This is a genomic window from Microbacterium sp. SORGH_AS_0428 (assembly GCF_031453615.1).
In the GTDB taxonomy this organism is placed as follows: domain Bacteria; phylum Actinomycetota; class Actinomycetes; order Actinomycetales; family Microbacteriaceae; genus Microbacterium.
On the sequence record NZ_JAVIZT010000001.1, the window covers coordinates 1,843,754 to 1,863,382 of the forward strand.

27 protein-coding genes are annotated in these 19,629 nt (G+C 70.2%); 14 read left to right on the forward strand and 13 right to left on the reverse strand.

Features of this window, described 5'->3' with window-relative positions; genetic code table 11:
* Positions 1–22 precede the first annotated feature (22 nt).
* From QE374_RS08775 to QE374_RS08800, 6 genes are read left to right on the forward strand one after another with little or no spacing between them, the layout of a single operon-like run.
* Positions 23–895: a DMT family transporter gene (locus QE374_RS08775; protein WP_309734033.1), complete on the forward strand. Its 873-nt coding sequence runs from the start codon at positions 23–25 to the stop codon at positions 893–895.
* A gap of 20 nt (positions 896–915) precedes the next feature.
* Positions 916–1,338 (forward strand): helix-turn-helix transcriptional regulator, encoded by a 423-nt coding sequence (locus tag QE374_RS08780; RefSeq protein WP_309734035.1) that lies wholly within the window; start codon positions 916–918, stop codon positions 1,336–1,338.
* Between the two features lie 29 nt (positions 1,339–1,367).
* Positions 1,368–1,790, forward strand: a complete 423-nt coding sequence (locus tag QE374_RS08785) for a VOC family protein (RefSeq protein WP_234074031.1) — start codon at positions 1,368–1,370, stop codon at positions 1,788–1,790.
* Positions 1,787–2,215 (forward strand): hypothetical protein, encoded by a 429-nt coding sequence (locus QE374_RS08790; RefSeq protein WP_274286842.1) that lies wholly within the window; start codon positions 1,787–1,789, stop codon positions 2,213–2,215. The genes QE374_RS08785 and QE374_RS08790 overlap by 4 nt, the downstream gene beginning before the upstream one ends.
* 59 nt (positions 2,216–2,274) lie before the next feature.
* A complete protein-coding gene (locus QE374_RS08795; protein ID WP_309734038.1) occupies positions 2,275–3,000 on the forward strand; it encodes a VIT family protein in 726 nt (241 codons plus the stop codon).
* A gap of 47 nt (positions 3,001–3,047) precedes the next feature.
* The gene (locus QE374_RS08800; RefSeq protein ID WP_309734040.1) at positions 3,048–3,377 is read left to right on the forward strand and encodes a hypothetical protein; all 330 of its coding nucleotides are present in this window, start codon (positions 3,048–3,050) and stop codon (positions 3,375–3,377) included.
* Positions 3,378–3,488: 111 nt separating this feature from the next.
* On the opposite strand, the gene QE374_RS08805 is transcribed toward QE374_RS08800, so the two are convergent.
* The 5 genes from QE374_RS08805 to QE374_RS08825 all read right to left on the reverse strand — a co-directional run bounded on the left by QE374_RS08805 (position 3,489) and on the right by QE374_RS08825 (position 8,652).
* Entirely contained in the window at positions 3,489–4,784 is a 1,296-nt protein-coding gene (locus tag QE374_RS08805) for an acyltransferase (RefSeq protein WP_309734042.1), read from the reverse strand.
* A gap of 97 nt (positions 4,785–4,881) precedes the next feature.
* The gene (locus tag QE374_RS08810) at positions 4,882–5,553 is read right to left on the reverse strand and encodes a response regulator transcription factor (protein ID WP_309734043.1); all 672 of its coding nucleotides are present in this window, start codon (positions 5,551–5,553) and stop codon (positions 4,882–4,884) included.
* Complete coding sequence (locus tag QE374_RS08815; RefSeq protein WP_309734044.1) at positions 5,550–6,749, reverse strand: sensor histidine kinase; 1,200 nt, start codon at positions 6,747–6,749, stop codon at positions 5,550–5,552. The genes QE374_RS08810 and QE374_RS08815 overlap by 4 nt, the downstream gene beginning before the upstream one ends.
* The gene (locus QE374_RS08820) at positions 6,746–7,396 is read right to left on the reverse strand and encodes a DedA family protein (RefSeq protein ID WP_309734045.1); all 651 of its coding nucleotides are present in this window, start codon (positions 7,394–7,396) and stop codon (positions 6,746–6,748) included. The genes QE374_RS08815 and QE374_RS08820 overlap by 4 nt, the downstream gene beginning before the upstream one ends.
* Before the next feature lie 200 nt (positions 7,397–7,596).
* Positions 7,597–8,652, reverse strand: coding sequence for a tRNA-dihydrouridine synthase (locus QE374_RS08825; protein ID WP_309734047.1), 1,056 nt, complete (start codon positions 8,650–8,652; stop codon positions 7,597–7,599).
* 117 nt (positions 8,653–8,769) lie between these two features.
* Here QE374_RS08825 and QE374_RS08830 point away from each other — a divergent pair, with 117 nt between their 5' ends.
* Positions 8,770–8,982, forward strand: coding sequence for a hypothetical protein (locus QE374_RS08830; RefSeq protein WP_309734048.1), 213 nt, complete (start codon positions 8,770–8,772; stop codon positions 8,980–8,982).
* 7 nt (positions 8,983–8,989) lie between these two features.
* Here QE374_RS08830 and QE374_RS08835 read toward each other — a convergent pair whose 3' ends face one another.
* The 3 genes from QE374_RS08835 to QE374_RS08845 form a co-directional block, all read right to left on the reverse strand.
* A complete protein-coding gene (locus QE374_RS08835) occupies positions 8,990–9,352 on the reverse strand; it encodes a nuclear transport factor 2 family protein (protein ID WP_309734051.1) in 363 nt (120 codons plus the stop codon).
* A 9-nt stretch (positions 9,353–9,361) separates the two neighbouring features.
* Complete coding sequence (locus QE374_RS08840; RefSeq protein WP_309734053.1) at positions 9,362–10,273, reverse strand: alpha/beta hydrolase fold domain-containing protein; 912 nt, start codon at positions 10,271–10,273, stop codon at positions 9,362–9,364.
* 113 nt (positions 10,274–10,386) lie between these two features.
* On the reverse strand, positions 10,387–10,881 hold the full coding sequence (locus QE374_RS08845) for a VOC family protein (protein ID WP_309734055.1): 495 nt from the start codon (positions 10,879–10,881) through the stop codon (positions 10,387–10,389).
* Between the two features lie 99 nt (positions 10,882–10,980).
* Here QE374_RS08845 and QE374_RS08850 point away from each other — a divergent pair, with 99 nt between their 5' ends.
* Positions 10,981–11,925, forward strand: a complete 945-nt coding sequence (locus tag QE374_RS08850) for a WYL domain-containing protein (protein ID WP_309734057.1) — start codon at positions 10,981–10,983, stop codon at positions 11,923–11,925.
* Between the two features lie 30 nt (positions 11,926–11,955).
* Here QE374_RS08850 and QE374_RS08855 read toward each other — a convergent pair whose 3' ends face one another.
* Entirely contained in the window at positions 11,956–12,570 is a 615-nt protein-coding gene (locus QE374_RS08855) for a GyrI-like domain-containing protein (protein ID WP_309734059.1), read from the reverse strand.
* Between the two features lie 103 nt (positions 12,571–12,673).
* Positions 12,674–12,958 (reverse strand): antibiotic biosynthesis monooxygenase, encoded by a 285-nt coding sequence (locus QE374_RS08860; protein ID WP_309734061.1) that lies wholly within the window; start codon positions 12,956–12,958, stop codon positions 12,674–12,676.
* An 86-nt stretch (positions 12,959–13,044) separates the two neighbouring features.
* On the opposite strand from QE374_RS08860, the gene QE374_RS08865 reads away from it, so the two are divergent.
* On the forward strand, positions 13,045–13,446 hold the full coding sequence (locus tag QE374_RS08865; RefSeq protein ID WP_309734063.1) for a DoxX family protein: 402 nt from the start codon (positions 13,045–13,047) through the stop codon (positions 13,444–13,446).
* A 30-nt stretch (positions 13,447–13,476) separates the two neighbouring features.
* Here the strand turns inward: QE374_RS08865 and QE374_RS08870 are convergent, their stop codons facing one another.
* Positions 13,477–14,055, reverse strand: a complete 579-nt coding sequence (locus QE374_RS08870) for a TetR/AcrR family transcriptional regulator (protein ID WP_309734065.1) — start codon at positions 14,053–14,055, stop codon at positions 13,477–13,479.
* Between the two features lie 46 nt (positions 14,056–14,101).
* Between QE374_RS08870 and QE374_RS08875 the strand changes: the two genes are divergently transcribed.
* Complete coding sequence (locus QE374_RS08875; RefSeq protein ID WP_309734069.1) at positions 14,102–14,725, forward strand: GNAT family protein; 624 nt, start codon at positions 14,102–14,104, stop codon at positions 14,723–14,725.
* Positions 14,722–15,300 carry a hypothetical protein gene (locus QE374_RS08880; protein WP_309734070.1) on the forward strand — a complete coding sequence of 193 codons (579 nt, stop codon included), beginning with the start codon at positions 14,722–14,724 and terminating at the stop codon, positions 15,298–15,300. Before QE374_RS08875 ends, QE374_RS08880 begins: the two co-directional genes overlap by 4 nt.
* Before the next feature lie 35 nt (positions 15,301–15,335).
* Here QE374_RS08880 and QE374_RS08885 read toward each other — a convergent pair whose 3' ends face one another.
* Positions 15,336–16,664 (reverse strand): MFS transporter, encoded by a 1,329-nt coding sequence (locus QE374_RS08885; RefSeq protein WP_309734072.1) that lies wholly within the window; start codon positions 16,662–16,664, stop codon positions 15,336–15,338.
* A 127-nt stretch (positions 16,665–16,791) separates the two neighbouring features.
* On the opposite strand from QE374_RS08885, the gene soxR reads away from it, so the two are divergent.
* Complete coding sequence (gene soxR, locus QE374_RS08890; protein ID WP_309734074.1) at positions 16,792–17,250, forward strand: redox-sensitive transcriptional activator SoxR; 459 nt, start codon at positions 16,792–16,794, stop codon at positions 17,248–17,250.
* 229 nt (positions 17,251–17,479) lie between these two features.
* Here soxR and QE374_RS08895 read toward each other — a convergent pair whose 3' ends face one another.
* Positions 17,480–18,475 (reverse strand): RNA polymerase subunit sigma-70, encoded by a 996-nt coding sequence (locus QE374_RS08895; protein WP_309734076.1) that lies wholly within the window; start codon positions 18,473–18,475, stop codon positions 17,480–17,482.
* 66 nt (positions 18,476–18,541) lie between these two features.
* On the opposite strand from QE374_RS08895, the gene QE374_RS08900 reads away from it, so the two are divergent.
* A complete protein-coding gene (locus QE374_RS08900) occupies positions 18,542–18,832 on the forward strand; it encodes a DUF1905 domain-containing protein (protein WP_309734079.1) in 291 nt (96 codons plus the stop codon).
* The gene (locus QE374_RS08905) at positions 18,832–19,500 is read left to right on the forward strand and encodes a maleylpyruvate isomerase family mycothiol-dependent enzyme (protein ID WP_309734081.1); all 669 of its coding nucleotides are present in this window, start codon (positions 18,832–18,834) and stop codon (positions 19,498–19,500) included. Before QE374_RS08900 ends, QE374_RS08905 begins: the two co-directional genes overlap by 1 nt.
* Positions 19,501–19,629: the final 129 nt, after the last annotated feature.

The following is a 19,629-nucleotide window of genomic DNA, read 5'->3' on the forward strand; positions in this document are numbered from 1 at the left end:
CCTGCGCGGGCAGACTCGGGGAATGACCCGATCCGCCGCACCCGGACTGCTCTGGGGAGCGCTCGGCGTGCTGGCGTTCTCGTTCACGGTGATCTTCACCCGGATCGCCGTCACCGCCCTGTCCCCGTTGTTCGTGGGAGCAGGGCGCGCGGTCGTGGCCGCCGCCCTCGCCGCCGTCGCCCTGGCCGCGACCCGGTCGCGTCTGCCGCGCGGCGGACAGTGGATGCGGCTGGTCGTGGTGGCCGGCGGCGTGGTGGCAGGCTTCCCGCTGCTCACGTCCTACGCACTCACGGTGGCACCGGCCAGCCACGGCGCCGTCGTGATCGCGCTCCTGCCCGCCGCGACCGCGGTCGCCGCGGTGCTGCGCGCCGGCGAGCGCCCCGGACGGACGTTCTGGCTTCTCACCGCGGCGGGGGCCGTCGCCGCGACGGTGTTCGCGGTGATCGGCAGCGGATGGGACGGCTTCCACTGGTCGGACCTGCTGCTGCTCGGGGCGGTCGTTGCGGCCGCCATCGGCTACGCGGAAGGCGCGCTGCTGGCGCGTGAGCTCGGCTCCTGGCAGACGATCTCGTGGGCGCTCATGGTGGCGGCCCCGGTGATGGCGGCGTTGACAGCGGTCGCGGCCGTCGCCGATCCACCGACGGCGTCGCCGGGTCAGTGGGCGGCGTTCGGCTATCTCGCCGTGGTCAGCATGTTCCTCGGCTTCTTCGCCTGGTACCGGGGGCTCGCGATCGGGCCCATCACGCGCGTCAGTCAGTTGCAGCTGGTGCAGCCGGTGCTCTCGATCGTGTGGGCGGCGCTCATCCTCGGCGAGCCGCTCACGTGGGCGACGGTGCTCGGAGGAGCCGCGGTCATCCTGTGTGCGGCCGGCGCCGTGCGTAGCCGCGCACGCTGACCGGCTGGCATGATCGCCTCGTGGCGACGCGCGTCGAGGGTCCGGATCTGGCGACGATCGCGCAGCTCCGACGAGCGCGCGACCGCATGGACCGCGACTACGCGAAGCCGCTCGACGTCGAAGCGCTGGCGCGCAGCATCCCGATGTCGGCCGGTCACTTCAGCCGCCAGTTCCGCCGCCTGTTCGGCGAATCTCCCTACCAGTACCTGATGACCCGGCGCATCGAGAGGTCGATGACGCTGCTGCGCCGCGGCGATCTCAGCGTGACCGAGATCTGCTTCGCCGTCGGCTTCTCGTCACTGGGCACGTTCAGCACACGCTTCACCGAGCTCGTCGGCGTTCCGCCAAGCGTCTACCGCACGCAGGACCCGCCGTTTCGCGAGGGGATGCTGCCGTGCATCGCCAAGCACCTCACACGTCCGGTCAGGAATCGAGAAGCGTGACGGATGCTCGGCGCCCTAGCGTGAGCGGCATGGACATCACGATTCACTCCAGCTTCCTGCCGCACACCGATCCGGAGGCGTCACTGGCCTTCTACCGCGACGTGCTCGAGTTCGAGGTGCGACTCGACGTCGGCTACGAACAGATGCGCTGGATCACGGTCGGGCCCGCCGGACAGCCCTCGACCGCCATCGTGCTGCACCCGGCGAGCGTGGGGCGCGACCTGTCGGACGAGGAGCAGGAGTTCCTGCTCGCGCTGATCGCCAAGGGCAGCTACTTCGGCGTGAACCTCGCGACCGACGATCTCGACGCCGTCTTCGCGCGCGTCGAGGCTTCGGGGGCCGATATCGTGCAGGAACCCATCGAGCAGGACTACGGGCTGCGGGATGCGGCGTTCCGCGATCCCGCGGGCAACCTCATCCGCATCCAGCAGAACAAGGAGCAGCAGGCATGAGCACAGGATTCTCCGCGCAGGAGCGCGAGGCCATGAAGCAGCGGGCGGCCGAGCTCAAGGAGATGAAGGGCGTGAAGGGCGCCGCCAAGCGGGCGAAGGAGTACGACGCCTGCCTCGAGGCCATCGACGCCCTCACCGGATCCGACCGCCAGATCGCCGAACGGCTGCACGTGATCGTCACGGAGGAGGCACCGGAGCTCGCACCCAAGACCTGGTACGGGTTCCCCTCCTACGCCAAGGACGACAAGGTCGTGGTGTTCTACCAGCCCGCCTCGAAGTTCGAGACCCGCTACGGCTCGATCGGCTTCAATGAGACCGCGGCGCTCGACGACGGCGAGATGTGGCCGACGTCGTTCGCCGTGCTGGAGATGACACCGGCGGCCGAGAAGACGTTCCGCGAACTCGTGCGTCGTGCCGCCGGCTGACGTCTCAGCGCCGCCTAACCTTCGTGGTGCCGACGCGGGGCGGGGAATAGCCTGACGGCGTGAGCGAATCCGCCGATTACGGGGTCCACCCCGACGAGCCGCACCGGCAAGGCCTGTCGCAGCGCCTGAACTGGTTGCGCGCCGGTGTGCTGGGCGCCAACGACGGGATCGTCTCGACCGCCGCCGTCGTGGTCGGCGTCGCGGGGGCCACCTCCGAAGTCGCCCCCGTCTTCCTCGCCGGCACGGCCGCTCTCGTCGGCGGCGCCATCTCGATGGCACTCGGCGAGTACGTGTCGGTGTCGAGTCAGCGCGACTCCGAGCGCGCGCTCATCGCGAAGGAGACGCGCGAGCTGCGCGAGCAGCCCGACGAGGAGTTCGAGGAGCTCATCGGGCTGTACCGGGCGCAGGGGCTCAGCGAGGAGACCGCGACCCGGGTCGCGACGGAGCTGACGGCGAAGGATGCGTTGAAGGCCCATCTGTCGGCGGAGCTGCACATCGACGCCGACGACGTGGTGAGCCCGTGGCACGCGGCCCTCGCATCCGCTATCGCGTTCTTCGTCGGTGCCCTGCTTCCGATGGCCACGATCCTGCTCGCGCCGCATCCGCTGCGCATCGCCCTGACCTTCATCGCGGTGCTCATCGCCCTCGCCGTGACCGGCTATGTCGCGGCGTGGATCGGCGGGGCGAACCGGCCCCGCGCGATCGCACGGACGGTGATCGGCGGCGCGCTCGCCCTCGTGGCGACCTACGCGGTGGGCAGCCTCTTCGGCACCACGGTCGGCTGATCTCTGCGGGGACCGGTACTGTCGGGGCAGTCGACCGAGGGGGAGAAGTGACCGCATCCGATCAGCCGATGCGCCGCCGCAAGCCGAAGCTGGATGCGTGGGGCACGACCGGTGTCGCCATGGCGGCGATCGCCATCCTGCCGACCCTCGGCATCTTCCTGATCGGCTTCATCCCCGACATGAACCCCATCTGGTGGCTGGGGATCCTGCTCATCCCGATGCTCGCCGTCATCGGCGCGGCCGTGCTGCTCCTGGGCGTCGTCGGCGCGGCCGTCGGCGCGCGGCGCGACACCTCCTACGGACTGTCGGTCGCCTCGATCGTGCTCGGCATCGTGATGATCGCCCCCATCGCCTGGCTCTGGTTCAGCGGCGCCTGACGGGGCTCCCCCGCATCCGTCTGTCGGAGATTCGCGCGAATGTCGGAGGATCCCCGCCGGATCCTCCGACCGGAGCGCTTTTCTCCGACGCAGACGTGCGCGCGGCCCCCGTCAGCCGGCCGTCAGTACTCGGTCCGGTCCCGGCGCTCCGGCGCGGATGCGGGCGAGGGCGCACAGGCCGAGGGCGATCGCCGCGATCGCGGTCAGCACGCTGGTGCCCGCCGCGAGCAGCAGCACGATCGCCGCGAGCCCCAGCAGCACCGCGTGACAGATGTGCGCGACGGATGCGGTGGGTCGCGGCATCCGGCGCCGTTCGAGACCCGCCAGCGCCCACGCCACGACGGCCGTCAGCGACAGCGCGACGACGAACCACGGCACGCGGGTGAGCCACCACGCCGGGCTCGAGGGGTCGGGCAGTTCGAGCCCCGTGGTGAGGGCGACGAGCGCCGACGCCCCGGCCATCGCGAGCAGCACCGGCATGTGCCAGAGGTAGATGGTCATGGTGCGGGCCGTCACGAATCCGGTGAACGCCGCCACCGCCGGACGCCGACTCGCCGCGGCGAGCGGTGCGCGAAGGAGTGAGAGCAGCGCGGTCTGGGCCGTTCCCACCAGCAGCAGCGCGACGGTGGGCGGGTTGAGGTTCTCGTAGAGATCGGGCGAGAAGACGCCGCCGACCATGCTCGCCGCCAGAACGGCGACCGCCACGACGCCGATGCCGACGCGGGTGCGGCGGCGCAGCGCGTCGATCGTGCCGTCGGCCATCACGAAGCCGAGCTGCTGCAGCGCCAGCCACACGAACGCGAGGTTGAGCATGCCGATGGCGTCGATGCCGGTGGCCGCGCGCATCGCGTCGACGGCACCCGCGGCGGCGACCAGCAGCAGGATCGTCCGCAGCGGTGCGCGCTCGTGGGCGGCGAGCAGCGCGGGAAGCAGCGCCTGGCACAGCAGGAACACGGCGAGGAACCACAGCGGCTGCGCGTATCGGAAGCCGGCGATGCGCACGAGCTCGCCGTCGACGCCGGCGGCCAGGAGCGCGGCGAGCGCGACGGCGACGACCGCGAAGGTGAGAAGCGCCGGCACGAGCAGGCGATGTACGCGCGCAGCCACGAAGGCGCCTGCGGTTCCGCCGGTTCGACGCATCCGTCGATACGCGAGCGCGCCCGCGTAGCCCCCGATCACGAAGAACAGGGGCATGATCTGCGCGACCCAGGTCAGCGGGGCGAACCAGGCGGTGCCCTCGGCGGCGTTCGCGAAGACGGGGCCCGCGGGCGTCACGGTGACGCCGACCATGACCGCGTGCAGGAGCACGACGATGACGACGCAGATCGCGCGTGCGAGATCGATCCCGGTGTCGCGGCCCGCGGCGGATGCGGTCGCCGTCCGCGGTGCGGTGAGCGTGATGACCATGCGTCCTCCTCGAGTGGGTCTCGAGAAGGCTATGGATGCGGCCCGTGCTGCGGCATCACTCCCAGGGGTCGTCCTACCCCCTACCCCGGGGTGAGATTCAGGATGCGGGCTCGGCGAGGCCCGCGTCGTAGGCGAAGATCACGGCCTGCACGCGATCGCGTGCGCCGATCTTGCCGAGCAGCTTGCCCACGTGCGTCTTCACGGTCTGCTCCGCGATGAACAGCTCGCTCGCGATCTCGGTGTTCGACATGCCCTTCGCGAGCAGCACCAGCACCTCGCGCTCCCGGTCGGTCAGCTCCGCCAGCTGCGCTCCGCCCCGCGGCGCGCGCGGCTTCTGCGTCGCGAACTGCGAGATCAGACGCCGCGTGACGCGGGGCGAGAGCAGGGCGTCTCCGGCGGCGACGACCCGGACGGCCTGCACGAGCTCCTCGGGCAGTGCGTCCTTGAGCAAGAAGCCGCTCGCGCCCGCCTGGAGGGCGTCGTAGACGTAGTCGTCGATGTCGAACGTGGTCAGCATGAGGATGCGCGGCACGTGTGCGGCGGGGTAGGCCGGCCCGAGGATGCGGCGGGTCGCCGCGATCCCGTCGAGCTGCGGCATCCGCACGTCCATGAGGATGACGTCGGGATCGAGACGTGCTGCCAGCGCGACCGCCTCCTGCCCATCGGCTGCCTGCCCGACGACGCGGATGCCGTCCTGGGCGTCGAGCAGCGCGGCGAAGCCAGCGCGCACCATCGCCTGGTCATCCGCGATCAGCACGGTGATGCTCATGGGGACTCCTCGCCGGCGGTCGGCAGTGTCGCCGCCACCGTCCATCCTCCCGCGGGATCGGCGCCGACGGTGACCGTTCCGCCCAGCAGGGCGACGCGCTCGCGGATGCCGCGGAGCCCGTGACCCGCTCCGGACGCGTCGACCGTCTGCTCGGGCGACGTCGTGTTGTGCACGCGGATCGTGACCTGCCCGTCGCGCGCCTCGACCCTGACCTCGATGACCGCACCGGGAGCATGACGCACCGCGTTGCTCAGCGCCTCCTGCACGATGCGGTACGCGGCGATCTGCACGCCCGCGGGTGGCGGGGTCGTCATGACGGCGAGCGACAGGCCGACCTGCACGCCCGCGCGACGGACGCTCTCCACCAGGTCGGGAATGTCCGCCATCCCCTGCTGCGGCGCCAGCTCGGGGGCTTGCCCCTCTGTGCGCAGCACGCCCAGCAGTCGGCGCATCTCCCCCAGCGATGCGCGCGCCGACGCGGCGATGTCGTCGAACTCCTGCACCGTCTGCTCGGAGAGGTCGGCGAGGCGGTAGCGGGCCGTGGAGGCCTGCACCTGGATCACCGACATGCTGTGGGCGAGCACGTCGTGCAGCTCGCGGGCGATGCGGGTGCGCTCCTCGACGAGCATGCGCCGGGACTGTTCGGATGCGGTCAGCTCGCGCTCGCGGGTGAGCTGCTCGTTCAGCCGGATGCGGCCCGCCAGGAGCACTCCGATGAGCAGCACCGCGGTGGAGATCGACGCGGTCACGATGAGGTTCGCGGTGGCGGCGGGCGCCGCATCCGCGATGACGAGCGGCGCGACGAGCGAACCGAGGTTGCCGATGGCCCACGGCCATCGACCGAGTCGCCAGCCGTGCAGCGTCGTGATCACCAGGACGAAGACGAGGAAGGCGATCATCGCGGGCACCGACCACGGCCACGGCCACGCGCCGTCGTGCGGCACGGTCACCGTCAGCGGGAGCACGAAGGCCGTGACGCCGAAGACCGCGATGGCGGTGCGAGGGCGGGTGATGGAGATCCACGGCGCGGCGCACACTCCCGCGCCCAGGAGCATCGCAAGCGGCAGCGCGGTGCCGTAGAAGACGGCGTGCAGCGGCACGAGGACGCTGAACAGGGCGACGCCCGTGACGGCGAGCGCGACGAGCCCGAGGATCTGCGAGCGCGTGCGTGGCGCGGAGCGCGGGATCTCGGTCATGCTCTCAGTGTGGCCGACGCCGGCTCGTGCGCGATCGTCTCGGCCACGTCGCGTGCGCGGCGACGCAGCGCAGCGATGCGGTCGATGACGATGCCCACCCCGAGGGCGAGGACGACGCCGATCACGGCGCTCAGCACCGGCTGGTCGCCGAGCCACTGGCCGGCGAGGGTTCCGATGACGACGCTGTAGAGCGCCCAGCTCACGCCGGCGACGACGCTCAGCGGAGCGAAGCGTCGCCACGGGTATCCCAGCGCCCCGGCCGACATGTTCACGGCGACCCGCCCGACCGGGATGTAGCGGGCGCCCAGGATGAGCGGGGCACCCCGCGTGGTGAACGCCGCGCGAGCGCGCTCGAAGGCTCCCGCGACGCGGGGTCGCCGCATCCATCCGTACCGGCTCGTGCCGACCCTGCCACCGATCGCGTAGGCGATGTTGTCGCCGATCGCGGCGCCGAGAGCCGCCACGAGGCAGAGGGCGACGAGCGTAGGCACGTCTCCGGTGGCGGCGGCCACGGCGGCCGCGGCGACGAGCACGGTCTCGCTGGGCATCGGGGGGAAGAACCCGTCGATCACGGCCGCGGCGAACATGACCGGCAGCAGCCACGGCGAGGCGGCGGCCTGGAGGATGAGATCGGTGACGACGTCCACCCCTCGACGCTATGAATCGAGGCGACTGCCCCGCATCCCTCGGAAGTACCTCCCGCGTGATACCTCAGAGGGGTTCCTGCGCCGGTTGTCGCCCCCTCGGCTCCCGTCGGAGATTCGGCCCGATGTCGGAGGATTCCGGCCCGAACCTCCGACCGGAGGATGAATCTCCGACGCGCGAGCGCAGCGTCCGGCCGCGGCGGTCAGCCCGCCGCCACCCGCGCCACCTCGCGCGCGAGGTGCGGGTGCCACATCGCGCCCGTGGCGCTCATGACCGCATCCGCTCCCGCTTGTCGGTAGGCCAGATAGTCGGCGGGGCTCGTCACGCCGCCGGCGCCCACGATCGCGAAGTCGGCGTCGCGCAGTGCGCGGATGCGGGCGAGCCGGCAGGTCATCTCGAGTCCCGCCCACCGGATGGCGGCGCCGCACACGCCGGCGCTCTCGCGTCCGGGGCCGAGCGCGGGCGTTCCGGATGCGGTCACGAGCCGGGCGGGGATCGTGTTGACCGCCGCGTAGCCCGCCACGAACTCCGCGGTCGCGTCGACGAACCGTTCGAGGGCCGCATCCGAGTCGAAGTACGCGAGCTTGACGAGGAGAGGGACGTCGCCGATCTCGTCTTTCACGACGGCGAGGATGCGGCGCACGCGCGGCGTGTCGAAGCAGAGCAGGGATGCGGCGCCCTCGTTCGGGCACGACAGGTTGAGCTCGAGCACCGCGGCGCCGGTCTCGACGACCAGCCGGGCGGCACGGAGGTGATCGGCCACGAGCGCCAGTTCGCCGCCGGAGCCCCGGGTGCCCTGGAAGCTGCCGATGAGCAGCTGGCCGTCCCCCGCCGCGGCGACGGCCGCAGCCATGTCGGGTTGCCAGACGTCGGGATCGCGCGAGGGCACCCCGAACGAGTTGCTGATCGACAGCGGCTCGGTGAACTCGCCGTCCGCCCGGACGGTTCCGGCATCGCGGGTCAGGTCGCCGTCGACATGCACGGCGAGCACGTTCGGGAACGGGTTGCTGGAGTGCGCGCGCGTGCGCACCGTCTTGTAGACGGCGAGGTCGTACCCGTGCGCGAAGGCCGCCGCGACGAACCGCGCGTTCAGCAACGGCCCCGCGGGGATGCCGAACGGTGTGCCGACGGCCCGCCCGAGGAAGCTGTTCCCCGGGGCCGGAGGGGCCGCATCCGTCGCGGGTTCGGCGAATGCCCCGAACGGCCCGCGCGCGTAGTTCTGCTCGTAGGTCAGGGTCGGATCGTAGAAGGGGTGCACCGCCGACGAGCGTAAGCACCGGCATCGACGCAGCGACCCGGCGCGGGCCGTGAGAAGAGTGCGTTCTCCGTCTCGAGGGGGATCCGCGAGGCGGTGGCGCGCTCATAGGCTCGCGGCATGAGCGACCAGAAGCAGTCCTGGAACTCGACGTACGTGGCCGTGGCGATCCCGTTCCTCGCGATCGCGGTCACGTTCTGGCTGACGATGGACAACATCGCCGTCGCACTGCCGTTCTTCGTGCTCGCGATGAGCTTCTTCGTCATCGGCATGACATCCAAGGGCGGCGAGTCCGGCGAGTCGGACAAGCCAGCCGACACCGAGAAGGAGTGACGCGCGTTCAGTCCTCCGGCACGAGAGTGCCCTGATGGAAGAGCATGCGCGGCGTCCCGTCCGACACGACCCACAACGACGAGTGACGACTGACGGTCGTCGCCGCGCGCAGGCGGTACGTCACGAGCACGGTGTCGGGCGCGACATCGACGAACCGCCACTCGTCCGACGACGGGGTCTCCCGCAGACCTTCCGCCGCGAGTGACTCGAGGATCTCCGTTCGTGTCCAGTGGCATCCGGAGCGCCCGATCTCGGTGAAGTCAGGATGCAGCAGTCTCGCCGCCGCATCCCGATCACCGCGGATCTCACTCGAGAGCAGGGCCGTCTCCGCCGCTTGGATCACCGCGAAGCGTTCGTCTGAATCCGCCATGGCGAGAATCTAGCCCCGGCTGACACCCGCCGGGTCGTCGGCGAAGCGCGCGACGAGGTCGTACGCCTCGCGCGCCTCCCGCGTCCAGGAGGCGCCCGGGTACACGTGGAAGCCGTCGGGGGCGACGACCAGCCGCACGGGACTGCCGGCCCGGCTCGCCTTCTCGGCGAAGAGCTGTGCGTCGGCGAGGAAGATGTCGCGCCCGCCCTGGAACAGCAGGGTCGGGGGCAGGCCGGCGAGGCTGTCGAAGATCGGGCTGATCTGCGGGTCGTCGGTCGGCAGGGTCCCCGCCCAGGCGACGCCCGCCGCCCGCAGACCGGCGCAACGCAGCGACGGATCACGACGCTGCAGACGCGCCGCCTCCGGGTTGCGCATCGTCGGGTCGACCCACGGCGCGAGCAGGATGAGGCCGTCGATCGGGCGACGGCGTTCTTCCCGCACGCGCAGTGCCAGCGAGAGGGCGACGTTGCCGCCGGCGGAGTCTCCGGCGACGAACAACCGCGTGGTGCGCGGGTCGTCCGCGACGTTCGCGTAGACGGCATCGACGAAGGCTCGCGCCTGGTCGTACGTGTGCTCGGGGGTGAGCGGATAGTCGACGATCGTGACGGCAGCGCGCGTGCGCATCATCAGCCTGCGGATGATCCACCAGTGCGCCGTCGCGAGGGGATTCACGAACCCTCCGCCGGGGAAGTAGATCAGCTCGCGACCCGCCACGTGGTCCACGGGCTGCCATCGTCGGACGAGGCGGCCGCCGACCTGCTGCGCGGTCATCTCGCCCCAGCGCGTCGCGTCGCGCGGGACGGATGCGGGTGCACGCGCCGGATCGAGGGTCTGCAGGTAAGCGCTGCCCGAGAGGTCGCGCCGCGTCGTGCCCGCGGACAGCCAGAGCAGCCCGGAGGTGAGGGTCATCAGCAGCGTCACGTGCTCACCTTACGAGCCGGATCGGGTCCACCCCGGGCGCATCGGGCCGTCCTGCGGGTCCCCACCGGCCGTCGTCGCTTCCCGCGGAGCTCGCCCGACGACCCCGGCTCTGGTCATCGAGCGAGCGACGCGAGACGCGCCCCGGGTCGGCCCGCGTATGCCGCCTGTACGTCGACGACCCAGGTCACGCCGAAGCGGTCGGTGAGCATGCCGAACCCGGGGCTCCATGCGGAGGCGGCGAGCGGCTCGATGATGTCAGCGCCGTCGGCAAGACGCTCCCAGATCACCGTCATCTCGTCGATCGACTGACCGCGCACGGACTGGAAGAACGTGCGGTCGGTGAGGGTGACCCCGTTCGTACGACTGGTCGTTCCGCCATCCATGCCACCCGCATCCTGCCCGGGGATGTCGTAGGCCATGACGCGGAGTCCGTCGGCGCTCTCGAGCTGGCCGAAGACGACGCGGTCGGCACCGGGGACGTCTGCAGGCATGCCCATGTCCGCGTAGGTGGCGACGATGAGGTGGCCGCCGAAGACGGACTGGTAGAACTCGAGCGCCTCGCGTGCGGCGCCGCGGAGGTTGAGGTGGGTGGTGGTCGTGATCGTCATGGTGCGTCCTCGGTAGATGGGATGCGGCGAGCGCCGCGATCTCCACGATCGGCGATGTAGAGGACGCTTTCTGTCCGCTTCTCGACCGAGAATGAAAGCATGTCCGCGACGTCGTCCCGCATGCTCACGCTGCTGTCGCTCTTGCAGGCGCGGCGCGACTGGCCGGGCGGGGTGCTCGCCGAACGCCTGGACGTCACCCCGCGCACGGTCCGGCGCGACATCGAGCGGCTTCGGGCGCTCGGGTACGTGATCGACGCCACGAAGGGTCCGGACGGCGGATACCGGCTCGCCGCGGGATCGGAGCTGCCGCCGCTGCTCTTCGACGACGAGCAGGCGGTCGCGATCACCGTTGCCCTGCAGAGCGCTCCCGCGACGGGCGTGGATGTGGCCGACGCTGCCGCACGCGCCCTGGCCACCGTGCGGCAGGTCATGCCGTCGCGGCTGCGGCATCGGATCGACGGGATCCGCTTCACCGACACCGCGGTCTCGGATGCGGTCGACCCCGCCGTGCTGGAGGCGGTGAGCACGGCGACCGGGGACCACCGCGTCCTGCGTTTCGACTACCGCGACGAGCTCTCGCGCAACGCCGAGCCGCACGCCGTCGTCGCCCGTGGCGGCCGGTGGTATGTGGTTGCGTGGGATCTCGACGCCGCCGACTGGCGCATCTTCCGCCTCGACCGGATGACGCCCCGCATCCCGCTCGGTGCGCGGTTCACGCCGCGGCCGATTCCCCACGGCGATGCCGCGGCGTTCCTGTCGGCGCGGACCAAGGGATCCGACAGCCCGCAGAGGTGGCCCGTCTACGGCGAGATCCTGCTGGAGCTGCCCCTCCGTGCTGCCGCGCCGTGGCTCGGGGACGCGGACGGGGTCGACGTCTCAGAGACGACGTGCCGCATCCGCGTCGGATCGTGGTCATGGGCCGGAGTGCTGTCGTGGGTCCTGCGCTTCGATGCGCCGTTCACCGTGCTCGGCCCTCCGGAGTTCGCCGCCGCGGCACGCTCCCTCGCCGCCCGCGTGGCGGATGCGACGCCCGCCGGTCGTTGAGCGAGCACCGCGAGTCGAAACGCCCGCCCGTCAGGCAGGTGTGACCGGCTGGCGCAGGATGGTCCGCAGCTTCTCGGGCGCTGCGCGTCGCGGATCCCCCAGGTAGATCTCGTGGTGACGGCCGTTCCACGTGAAACCGCGTTCCGGCATGACCTCGTCGTGGAGGTGCGCCAGCACCGGCGCTTCGTCGTCGTAGGAGCCGATGTGGAGGGTCTGCAGGCACAGCCCTTCGGTCATCTCGAGGTGCCCCACCTGCGCAATCGGCGCGGCGGGCTTCTTCGCGGATGCGGCCGAGAGCCCCTCCGCGACATCCTCCGCGCTCACCGGGGCGGGCAGCGGGATCAGCATGGTCCAGTCCCAATCACTCTTGCTGCCCCGGACGAAGCTGGTGGGGTCGTCGCTCGACCACAGCCCTTCGAGGGGACCCACGACGAAGTCCGACTCGGTGCGTCTCTTGAACGCACCACGGACCTGGTATCCCGACACGTACAGCGCCTCGACCGCGGCCCGATACGCCGGCGCCGTGTTCGGGTCGCCGTGCCCGTCGATCGCGAGGTACTGCATCTGGGGAACATCGACCTGGACGAACCGGCCGGACGGAGGCGTGTACAGCGCCCCGAGATCCCGCTTGAGGTCGTACCGCATCCCCTGCTCCCTCGCTCCGGTCCCGCGGCGGCGATGTGCTCGCCTACCGAACAGTGTCCCGGACGGCGGGCGCGCAGCATCCGGAACGCGCCGGGTCAAAGTCTCAGTCGGCGAGCTGCTGGATCGAGTACTTCCGCTCGATCCCGGCCGTCGCAGCGCCCCACTCGCTCGCCGCGACGCGCTCCTGGTGGGCGCGGAACGCGTCCTCCGTCGCGAACAGCTCCGCCACATCCCACACCAGCGGGTCGTCCGTCGGCGTCACGTCGAACCGGATGCAGCCCGCTTCCGCTCGCGTGAGCTCGATGTGTCGCGGGAGCTGTGTCGCGACGATCGCCGCCTGCTCATCGTTCGCGCAGATCAGGATTCCGGTCAACTGGATGCGGGGCATCCGTCCATTGTCTCTGCAGTCCGGGATGACGACGCGTCGACGTCCTACGAGTTCCGATCCCGAGCGAGCAGCCGCACAATGGCCTGATGACCCGTCGTGCGAAGAAGCCCACCGCCACCATCCCGTGGATCGTGATGGTTCCGTTCGCGGTGTCGGGCGTCGTCCATCTCGTCCGGCCCGGCGTCTTCACGCCCATCATCCCCCGTGCGCTTCGGCGGTGGGGCAAGGCCCTGGTGCTCGTCTCGGGCGGCGCCGAGCTCGCGTGCGCGGTCGGCCTGGCCGTGCCGGCGACCCGAGTGGCCGCGGGTCGCGCGAGCGCGGTGGTGCTCGCGGCCGTCTGGCCCGCCAACGCGCAGATGAGTATCGATCTCGGGCGTCGTGCCGCTCGTCGGCGGACTCTGAAGGCCTGGGCCGCGTTCGCGGTGTCGGTGGTGCGGCTGCCGCTTCAGGTCACGTTGATCCAGCGGGCGCTCGGTCGCTCCCGCTGAGCTCCCCTCCCCGCGTCTTCGCAGGCACTCCTACCCGAGGTCGCCGAGGAGGCCGTCGAGCAGTGCGACCTGACGCTCCGGAGGGTAGGCGGCCGGGTCGAGCACCGCCTGGACCGTCAGTCCGAGCACGAACGAGTGCAGAGTCTGAGTCACGCGGTCCACCCGCTCGTCGTCGCGTTCGTCGGCGGAGAGGAACTCGGCGACGAGGCCGTCGACCTTGGCCCGGCTGACCCGGTAGCGTTCCGCATGCTCGGCGGCGTGGCGTTCGTCGGCGAGAGCGGCGTCCCAGGAGGAGATCCAGATGCGGTTCGACGTCTGCGAGACGTCGTCGAGCGGGAGCATGTCGAGGAGCGCGGAGCGCAGGTCCGCGGGGCCCCGGGTGGTGGCGGGCCGCTCGCGCGCGCCCGAGCGCTCGGCGAGCAGTTCGAGCGCGAAGCTCGTCAGTTCCCGCTTCGACGGGAAGTAGTGCGTGACGACGCCCGTGGTCGCGTCGAGTTCGCGGGCGACCGCGCGCATCGACAGGGCAGCGAACCCCGCGTGGTCCAGGACTCGCCACACCGCTGCCGCCACGTCCTCGCGCCGCTGGCGGTACGCATCCGATCCCGTCATCCGCTCAGTCTGGACGACATAACAGTCGTTATGCAACGCTGGTCCCATGTTCCGACACGAGCTCGACGCGAGCGCCTACCTGAGCCCCCTCGAGATCTGGCATGCGGAGGAGTTCGCCGCGCATCTCGACCGGGCGCGGGAGTTCATCCGCCCCTGGGTCGGGCCGTCGTTCGTCACGGATTCCGTCGAGGGCGCCGCCGCGACCCTGGCCCGCTACGCGAACTCGGCCGCCGCCGACGGCGGGCGTCTTTACGGCATCTGGGTCGACGGCGTGCTGCGCGGCGGCGTCATGTTCGTGAGCTTCAGCGCCGCCGCCGGAGTCTGCGAGATCGGATGCTGGCTCGAACCGGCCGCCGAGGGACGAGGGCTCGTCACGCGTGCGGTGGCCACGCTGCTCGACTGGGCGCTGCTCGAGCGCGGACTCAACCGGGCCGAGTGGCGGTGTCGCGCCGACAACGTCCGGAGCGCGGCGGTCGCAGAACGGGTGGGGATGCGGCACGAAGCCACCCTCCGCGGCGCCTGGCTCAACGGCGGTGTCTTCCACGACAAGCAGGTCTGGGCCATCCTGCGCTCCGAGCACCTCGCACGGCGTGAGGCGGGCAGCGCCGAGCAGCGGATGCTCCCCGGCTCTGGTCGATGCCGGACCCCCGGAGTACCGTCATCGCCATGACTCCAGCCGAACTCTTCCTTCACGCCGATGCCGCGCTGCGCGAGGTCATCGATCAGCTCGATCCCGCCGACTTCTCCGCCCCCGTGCCGAAGGAGTGGAGCCAGCTCGAGTCGCCCACATTGCTCGGCATCCTCGGGCGACATGCCTACGACGAAGCCTGGATTCCCGATGTCCTCGCCGGCCGCGCGGCCGCGGACGGCGACCCGTACGCCGACGCAGACCTCTTGGGTGACGACCCCGTCGCCTCCTATGACGACCTCAACGACGCGGCGGCTGCTGCGGTGCGATCCGGCGACATCGCTGAGACCTTCCGCTTCACCTACGGCGACTACCCGGCCGACGAGGGCTTCGCGCACCTCGCGACCTACCGGGCCTTCCAGGCGTACTCGATCGCGAAGCACTTCGGCATCCCGTTCCACCTCTCCGCCGAGCTGATCGCCGGGTTGAACGAGCACGTCACCCCGCACGCCGACGAGTGGCGGCAGTGGGGCGTCTTCCCGCCCGCCATCGAGCCGCCGGCGGACGCCGACGAGGAGACGAGGTTGCTGTGCGCGTCGGGGTTCTGGGTGGCCTGACGCCACGCTCCGCGGCGGGACACAGAGATGCAACCTTAGCGTCGCGCGACACGCGGTCCGCACAGCCAGGCGAGCACGCACAGTGCTCCCACGACGACGAAGGCCGCCGCGAACGCGCGGGGAGATGCGGCACCCCCGAAGGCAGAGAACACGATCGCGGTGACCGCAACGGCGACGGCGGATGCGGTCGCTTCCGCGATGGTCAGCGCCGAGCTGTTGAAGCCCTGATTCTCGGTGGTCGAGTACTCGAGGGCGAGCACGCCGAGCCGGGGGTAGATCAGACCGATCCCCGCTCCGGCGAACGCCCACCCGGCCACGACGATGACGGGCGTCGCGCCGGTCGACGCCGCGACGAAGAGGGAGGCGACGCCGATGGTGAGGCCGAGCGTGCCGAGTCGGGCGGCCAGGACATGGCTGATGCTCGGGAGTCGCCCCTGCACCCAGGACGCTGCCGACCAGCTCAGCGCAGCGACGGTGAGCGCGAGGCCGGCAACCGCAGCCGAGGTGCCGTACTGCGAGACCAAGAGCAATGGAACGTAGATCTCCGCCGCGAAGAAGGTGGCGGCCACGAGGGCGCGCATGAGCACGACACTGGGGAGCCCCCGCCGGGCGAGCGATGTACCCGCCGGCAACAGGGGACGAAGGGCGACGAGCGCGATGGCGGCCGCGATGATCGGCACGAGCCACTGCATCACTCCGCGCGACTCGGCGGCCAGGGCGATGACGAGGGCGGCGCATGCGACGATCACGGCCAGACCGAATCGCACGACTTCTGCGCGACCGAGCACGGTCCGATCCGCGGGCCCGTGCACGTCGCGCATCGCGGGGACGACGATCAGCAGCGCCAGAAGCACAAGCACCACGACGCCCAGGAACACCCAGCGCCATCCGACCGTCTCGGCAAGCACGCCCGCGATGACGGGTCCGATGAGGGAGGGGATGATCCAGGCAGCCGCGAAGCCGGCGAAGACCCTCGCTCTCAGCGCCTCGGGGTAGACCCGGGCGACGATGACGTACAGGGCCACGGTGATCGCCCCGCCCGCCAGACCGTGCACGAGACGACCGGCGACGAAGGCCCACATGCTCGGCGCCAGAGCCACCACCATGAGCCCCGCGGCGAAGACGAGCACCGAGACGATGAGCGCACGACGCGGATTCCCCCGATCGGACCAGATGCCGGCGAGCACCATTCCGACGACGCTCACCGCGACCGGCCCGGCGAAGGCGAAGGCGTACAGCCCGGCTCCGTCCAGTTCCTGACTGACCGTGGGCATCATCGTGGTGACGCCGAGCGCGACGAACGCGTCGAGCATCACGATGAGGAACAGGCCGATGCTCACCCACCGGTACCGCGCATCGAGCACGCCCCCTGTGCGGCGAGTCTCTTCGGCTAGGGGTGGAAAGGTTGCAGAGGCCGCAGCGTCATGCGTGTCGTCACGGTGGGGCGAGGTCATGTCGTCAAGCTAGGACCTCAACTAAGGTTGAGGTCAAATGACCGCGCACGGCCCTGTCCTCGGCGTCGGCGACGTCGCGCAGCGGAGCGGCGTCGCGATCTCGACGCTGCACTTCTACGAGCGGCAGGGTCTCATCACGAGTGAGCGGAGCGCGGGCAACCAGCGTCGCTACCGCCGGGATGTGCTTCGTCGCATCGCCTTCATTCGCGTCTCACAGCGCGTCGGCGTGCCTCTCGCGAACATCCGCACGGCGCTCGACTCGCTTCCGGAAGGCCGCACGCCGACAAAGAAGGACTGGGCCCGCCTGTCGCGGATGTGGCGCGAAGAGCTCGACAGCCGCATCCGTTCACTCGAACGTCTGCGCAACGACCTGACCGGGTGCATGGGCTGCGGCTGCCTGAGCCTGCGGACCTGTGCTCTTCAGAACCCCGCCGACGCCCTCGCGAGCGAGGGTGCCGGCCCCCGCCTCTGGGAGGGCGACGACGCGGGTAGCTGACCGCCGAAGGAGCACCGCCCGTCGTCTCCACCCTCTCGTGGCGTCGCCGCCTTCCGGGTGCGGGACCGGAACTGCCACTGTAGGTCCGCCACATACATCCAGATCGGGGTCTTTCTCGCCGGGGACGTACCGTGGGACCACTGCGTCAGTCCGCACTCTCCGGACGGTCCCGACGCGGTCAAACTGGTCTGCCTCTTCAGGAAGCGATTCTGGGCGGGTTTCGAACACGTCAGTTCAACGACGTCGGCAGTTCAAACCGCGCAAAGAGGCCGGGATCGAGGAACGACGTGATGCTGGCGATCAGCCCGTCTTGTGTATCCAACAACGTCAGAGACCACGCCTCGTGCGGACCGGCTTGATCCTCTCCGACATAGAAGGCGACAGCGGCTTGTCCGTTGGCGGTGAGCTCGCGAGTGCGCCAGCTTGGGCACAGCGTCATCGGGACGGCATGCGCGAAAGCTGCGACAGCATCTGAGCCGGCATACCACTCTGTAAGTGGCGGCATCTGCCACGTCGCGTTGGGGGCCAGAAGGTCGATGAACGCTCGTAGGTCGGAGTTAGTGAGCGCTTCGGAGAACCGATGGGCGAGGGAAATGGACGATTGCGACGGACGGGGCAGTGCAGGGACGACCGGTGAGGAATAACGTTTCGCTAGCGTTCGCCGGCCGCGCGCCAGAGCCGAGTGTATCGCTGTCGAGTTGGTCCCCATCGCTGATGCCGCGTCGGAGGCTGAGAAGCCGAGCACGTCGACGAGGAGGAGCGCAGCCCGTTCGTTGCCGCTGAGGAGCTGCAACGTTGCGACAAAGGCGAGTCTTACGTGTTCGGCGCGCTCCACCGAGTCTGCCGGATCGGGGTACGGTGTCAACCATTCGATCTCGGTGTCCGGGATTGCGTGGACGGTGGGCTCGGTAGCGGCGGGGCCAAGGTCGATCGGAAGTGCTCGTTTTCCCCGGGCTTTCGCTGTGTCCAGGCACGTCCGGGTAGCCACCGTGTAGAGCCACGTCCGAAGCGAGCTGCGTCCCTCAAATCGGTCGAACGCTGCCCAACCGCGCAGAAGTGCGTCCTGCAGAGCGTCGTCCGCATCGTGCACGGACCCGAGCATTCGGTAGCAGTGCGCGTGCAGGCCCGGGCGTAGTTCTGCCACGGCACGCTCGAATCGTTCACGAGAGTCCTCGTTGGCGCTCTCGCGCTCACCCGCGGGCGTGTCCAAGAAGTTCTGCGGCATGCGACGATTCTGCCCGCGCCGCGCAGTCTCACCTATCGACAGTGTCCCCACGACTCAGGAGAACCCATGCCGTTCGATCCCATCATGCTCGATCACACCTTCACCGCCCCGATTGGCGTGAACGTCAAGGGTGAGGTCTGGGCCTGCGTCGAGATGCCCGACTCTGCCGCGTTCTTCGGCACGGGCCGCTCTGTTCGGGTAGACCTCACTGTCGACGACCTGCCGCTGACAGACGTCGGAATGATGGTCACCGGGACGGGTGGTCACATGGTGTCGTTGAACGCTGCGTTCCGCCGCAAGCTCGGCAAGGACGTGGGCGACACCGTCACCGTCCACATCGAGCGTCGAGTCAAGTGATGAGCGTCTCCGCGCTCTGGTCGATGATCCACACCGAACGGCAGCGTCTCTACGACCAGACTCAATCCCTCACCGCCGAGCAGTGGCAATCTCCCGCCCTCGTCGGCTCATGGACTCTTGAGCAGACCATCGCGCATCTGGCCGCCGGCGCAGAGCAGAGCGTCGCCGCATGGCTGCACAGCGTGTTCTCCGCGCGCTTTGACTTCGAGCTCCACAAGGAACGGGGAGTCGTGACGCGGTTGGGTACTTCGCCCGCTGAGACGTTGGACAGGTATGAACGAGCGATCCGCAACAAACGACGCGCGGCCGGTCCGCTCATGGCGGGACTGGGCGAGGTCTTGATCCACGGTGAGGAGATCCGTCGACCGGTCGGCATCCCGGACGAGGTGCCGGCTCAAACCGCCGCAGCAACCTTGCAATGGTTCGCACGCCACGACTTCACCGAGTACTCCCGTTCACGAGCGCAAGGCCTCCGTCTGATCGCCAGCGACGCGGCCACCGAGATCGGCGAAGGCGCCGAGGTGCGCGGCCGGGCTCTCTCACTCCTCGTCGCGCTTTCTGGGCGCCCAGTCCTCTCCGGCGAACTGCAGGGGCGCGGCGCAGCCAGTCTGATTCACCGCGGCGGAGCGGACTGGAAGCCACGACGCGAACGCACTCGCGGCCCATGAGGGTTCACAATCGACCGTTCGCAGAACGTCATGCTGCGAAAGGCTGCTGGAACCCTCAGCCATATTCGACAGGTGTCGCTCCGCGAAGCTGCCCGACGTGTCTGGACAAGTTGGCCGGGAATTCGACAT

What these genes read in the sequence shown, in the direction of transcription:
- QE374_RS08775 (WP_309734033.1), top strand. Translation starts at nt 23, where the DNA reads ATGACCCGATCCGCCGCACCCGGACTGCTCTGGGGAGCGCTCGGCGTG.
- QE374_RS08785 (WP_234074031.1), top strand. Translation starts at nt 1,368, where the DNA reads ATGGACATCACGATTCACTCCAGCTTCCTGCCGCACACCGATCCGGAG.
- QE374_RS08790 (WP_274286842.1), top strand. Translation starts at nt 1,787, where the DNA reads ATGAGCACAGGATTCTCCGCGCAGGAGCGCGAGGCCATGAAGCAGCGG.
- QE374_RS08805 (WP_309734042.1), bottom strand. Translation starts at nt 4,784, where the DNA reads ATGGTCATCACGCTCACCGCACCGCGGACGGCGACCGCATCCGCCGCG.
- QE374_RS08810 (WP_309734043.1), bottom strand. Translation starts at nt 5,553, where the DNA reads ATGAGCATCACCGTGCTGATCGCGGATGACCAGGCGATGGTGCGCGCT.
- QE374_RS08815 (WP_309734044.1), bottom strand. Translation starts at nt 6,749, where the DNA reads ATGACCGAGATCCCGCGCTCCGCGCCACGCACGCGCTCGCAGATCCTC.
- QE374_RS08830 (WP_309734048.1), top strand. Translation starts at nt 8,770, where the DNA reads ATGAGCGACCAGAAGCAGTCCTGGAACTCGACGTACGTGGCCGTGGCG.
- QE374_RS08835 (WP_309734051.1), bottom strand. Translation starts at nt 9,352, where the DNA reads ATGGCGGATTCAGACGAACGCTTCGCGGTGATCCAAGCGGCGGAGACG.
- QE374_RS08845 (WP_309734055.1), bottom strand. Translation starts at nt 10,881, where the DNA reads ATGACGATCACGACCACCACCCACCTCAACCTCCGCGGCGCCGCACGC.
- QE374_RS08850 (WP_309734057.1), top strand. Translation starts at nt 10,981, where the DNA reads ATGTCCGCGACGTCGTCCCGCATGCTCACGCTGCTGTCGCTCTTGCAG.
- QE374_RS08855 (WP_309734059.1), bottom strand. Translation starts at nt 12,570, where the DNA reads ATGCGGTACGACCTCAAGCGGGATCTCGGGGCGCTGTACACGCCTCCG.
- QE374_RS08860 (WP_309734061.1), bottom strand. Translation starts at nt 12,958, where the DNA reads ATGCCCCGCATCCAGTTGACCGGAATCCTGATCTGCGCGAACGATGAG.
- QE374_RS08865 (WP_309734063.1), top strand. Translation starts at nt 13,045, where the DNA reads ATGACCCGTCGTGCGAAGAAGCCCACCGCCACCATCCCGTGGATCGTG.
- QE374_RS08870 (WP_309734065.1), bottom strand. Translation starts at nt 14,055, where the DNA reads ATGACGGGATCGGATGCGTACCGCCAGCGGCGCGAGGACGTGGCGGCA.
- QE374_RS08875 (WP_309734069.1), top strand. Translation starts at nt 14,102, where the DNA reads ATGTTCCGACACGAGCTCGACGCGAGCGCCTACCTGAGCCCCCTCGAG.
- QE374_RS08880 (WP_309734070.1), top strand. Translation starts at nt 14,722, where the DNA reads ATGACTCCAGCCGAACTCTTCCTTCACGCCGATGCCGCGCTGCGCGAG.
- soxR (WP_309734074.1), top strand. Translation starts at nt 16,792, where the DNA reads ATGACCGCGCACGGCCCTGTCCTCGGCGTCGGCGACGTCGCGCAGCGG.
- QE374_RS08895 (WP_309734076.1), bottom strand. Translation starts at nt 18,475, where the DNA reads ATGCCGCAGAACTTCTTGGACACGCCCGCGGGTGAGCGCGAGAGCGCC.
- QE374_RS08900 (WP_309734079.1), top strand. Translation starts at nt 18,542, where the DNA reads ATGCCGTTCGATCCCATCATGCTCGATCACACCTTCACCGCCCCGATT.
- QE374_RS08905 (WP_309734081.1), top strand. Translation starts at nt 18,832, where the DNA reads ATGAGCGTCTCCGCGCTCTGGTCGATGATCCACACCGAACGGCAGCGT.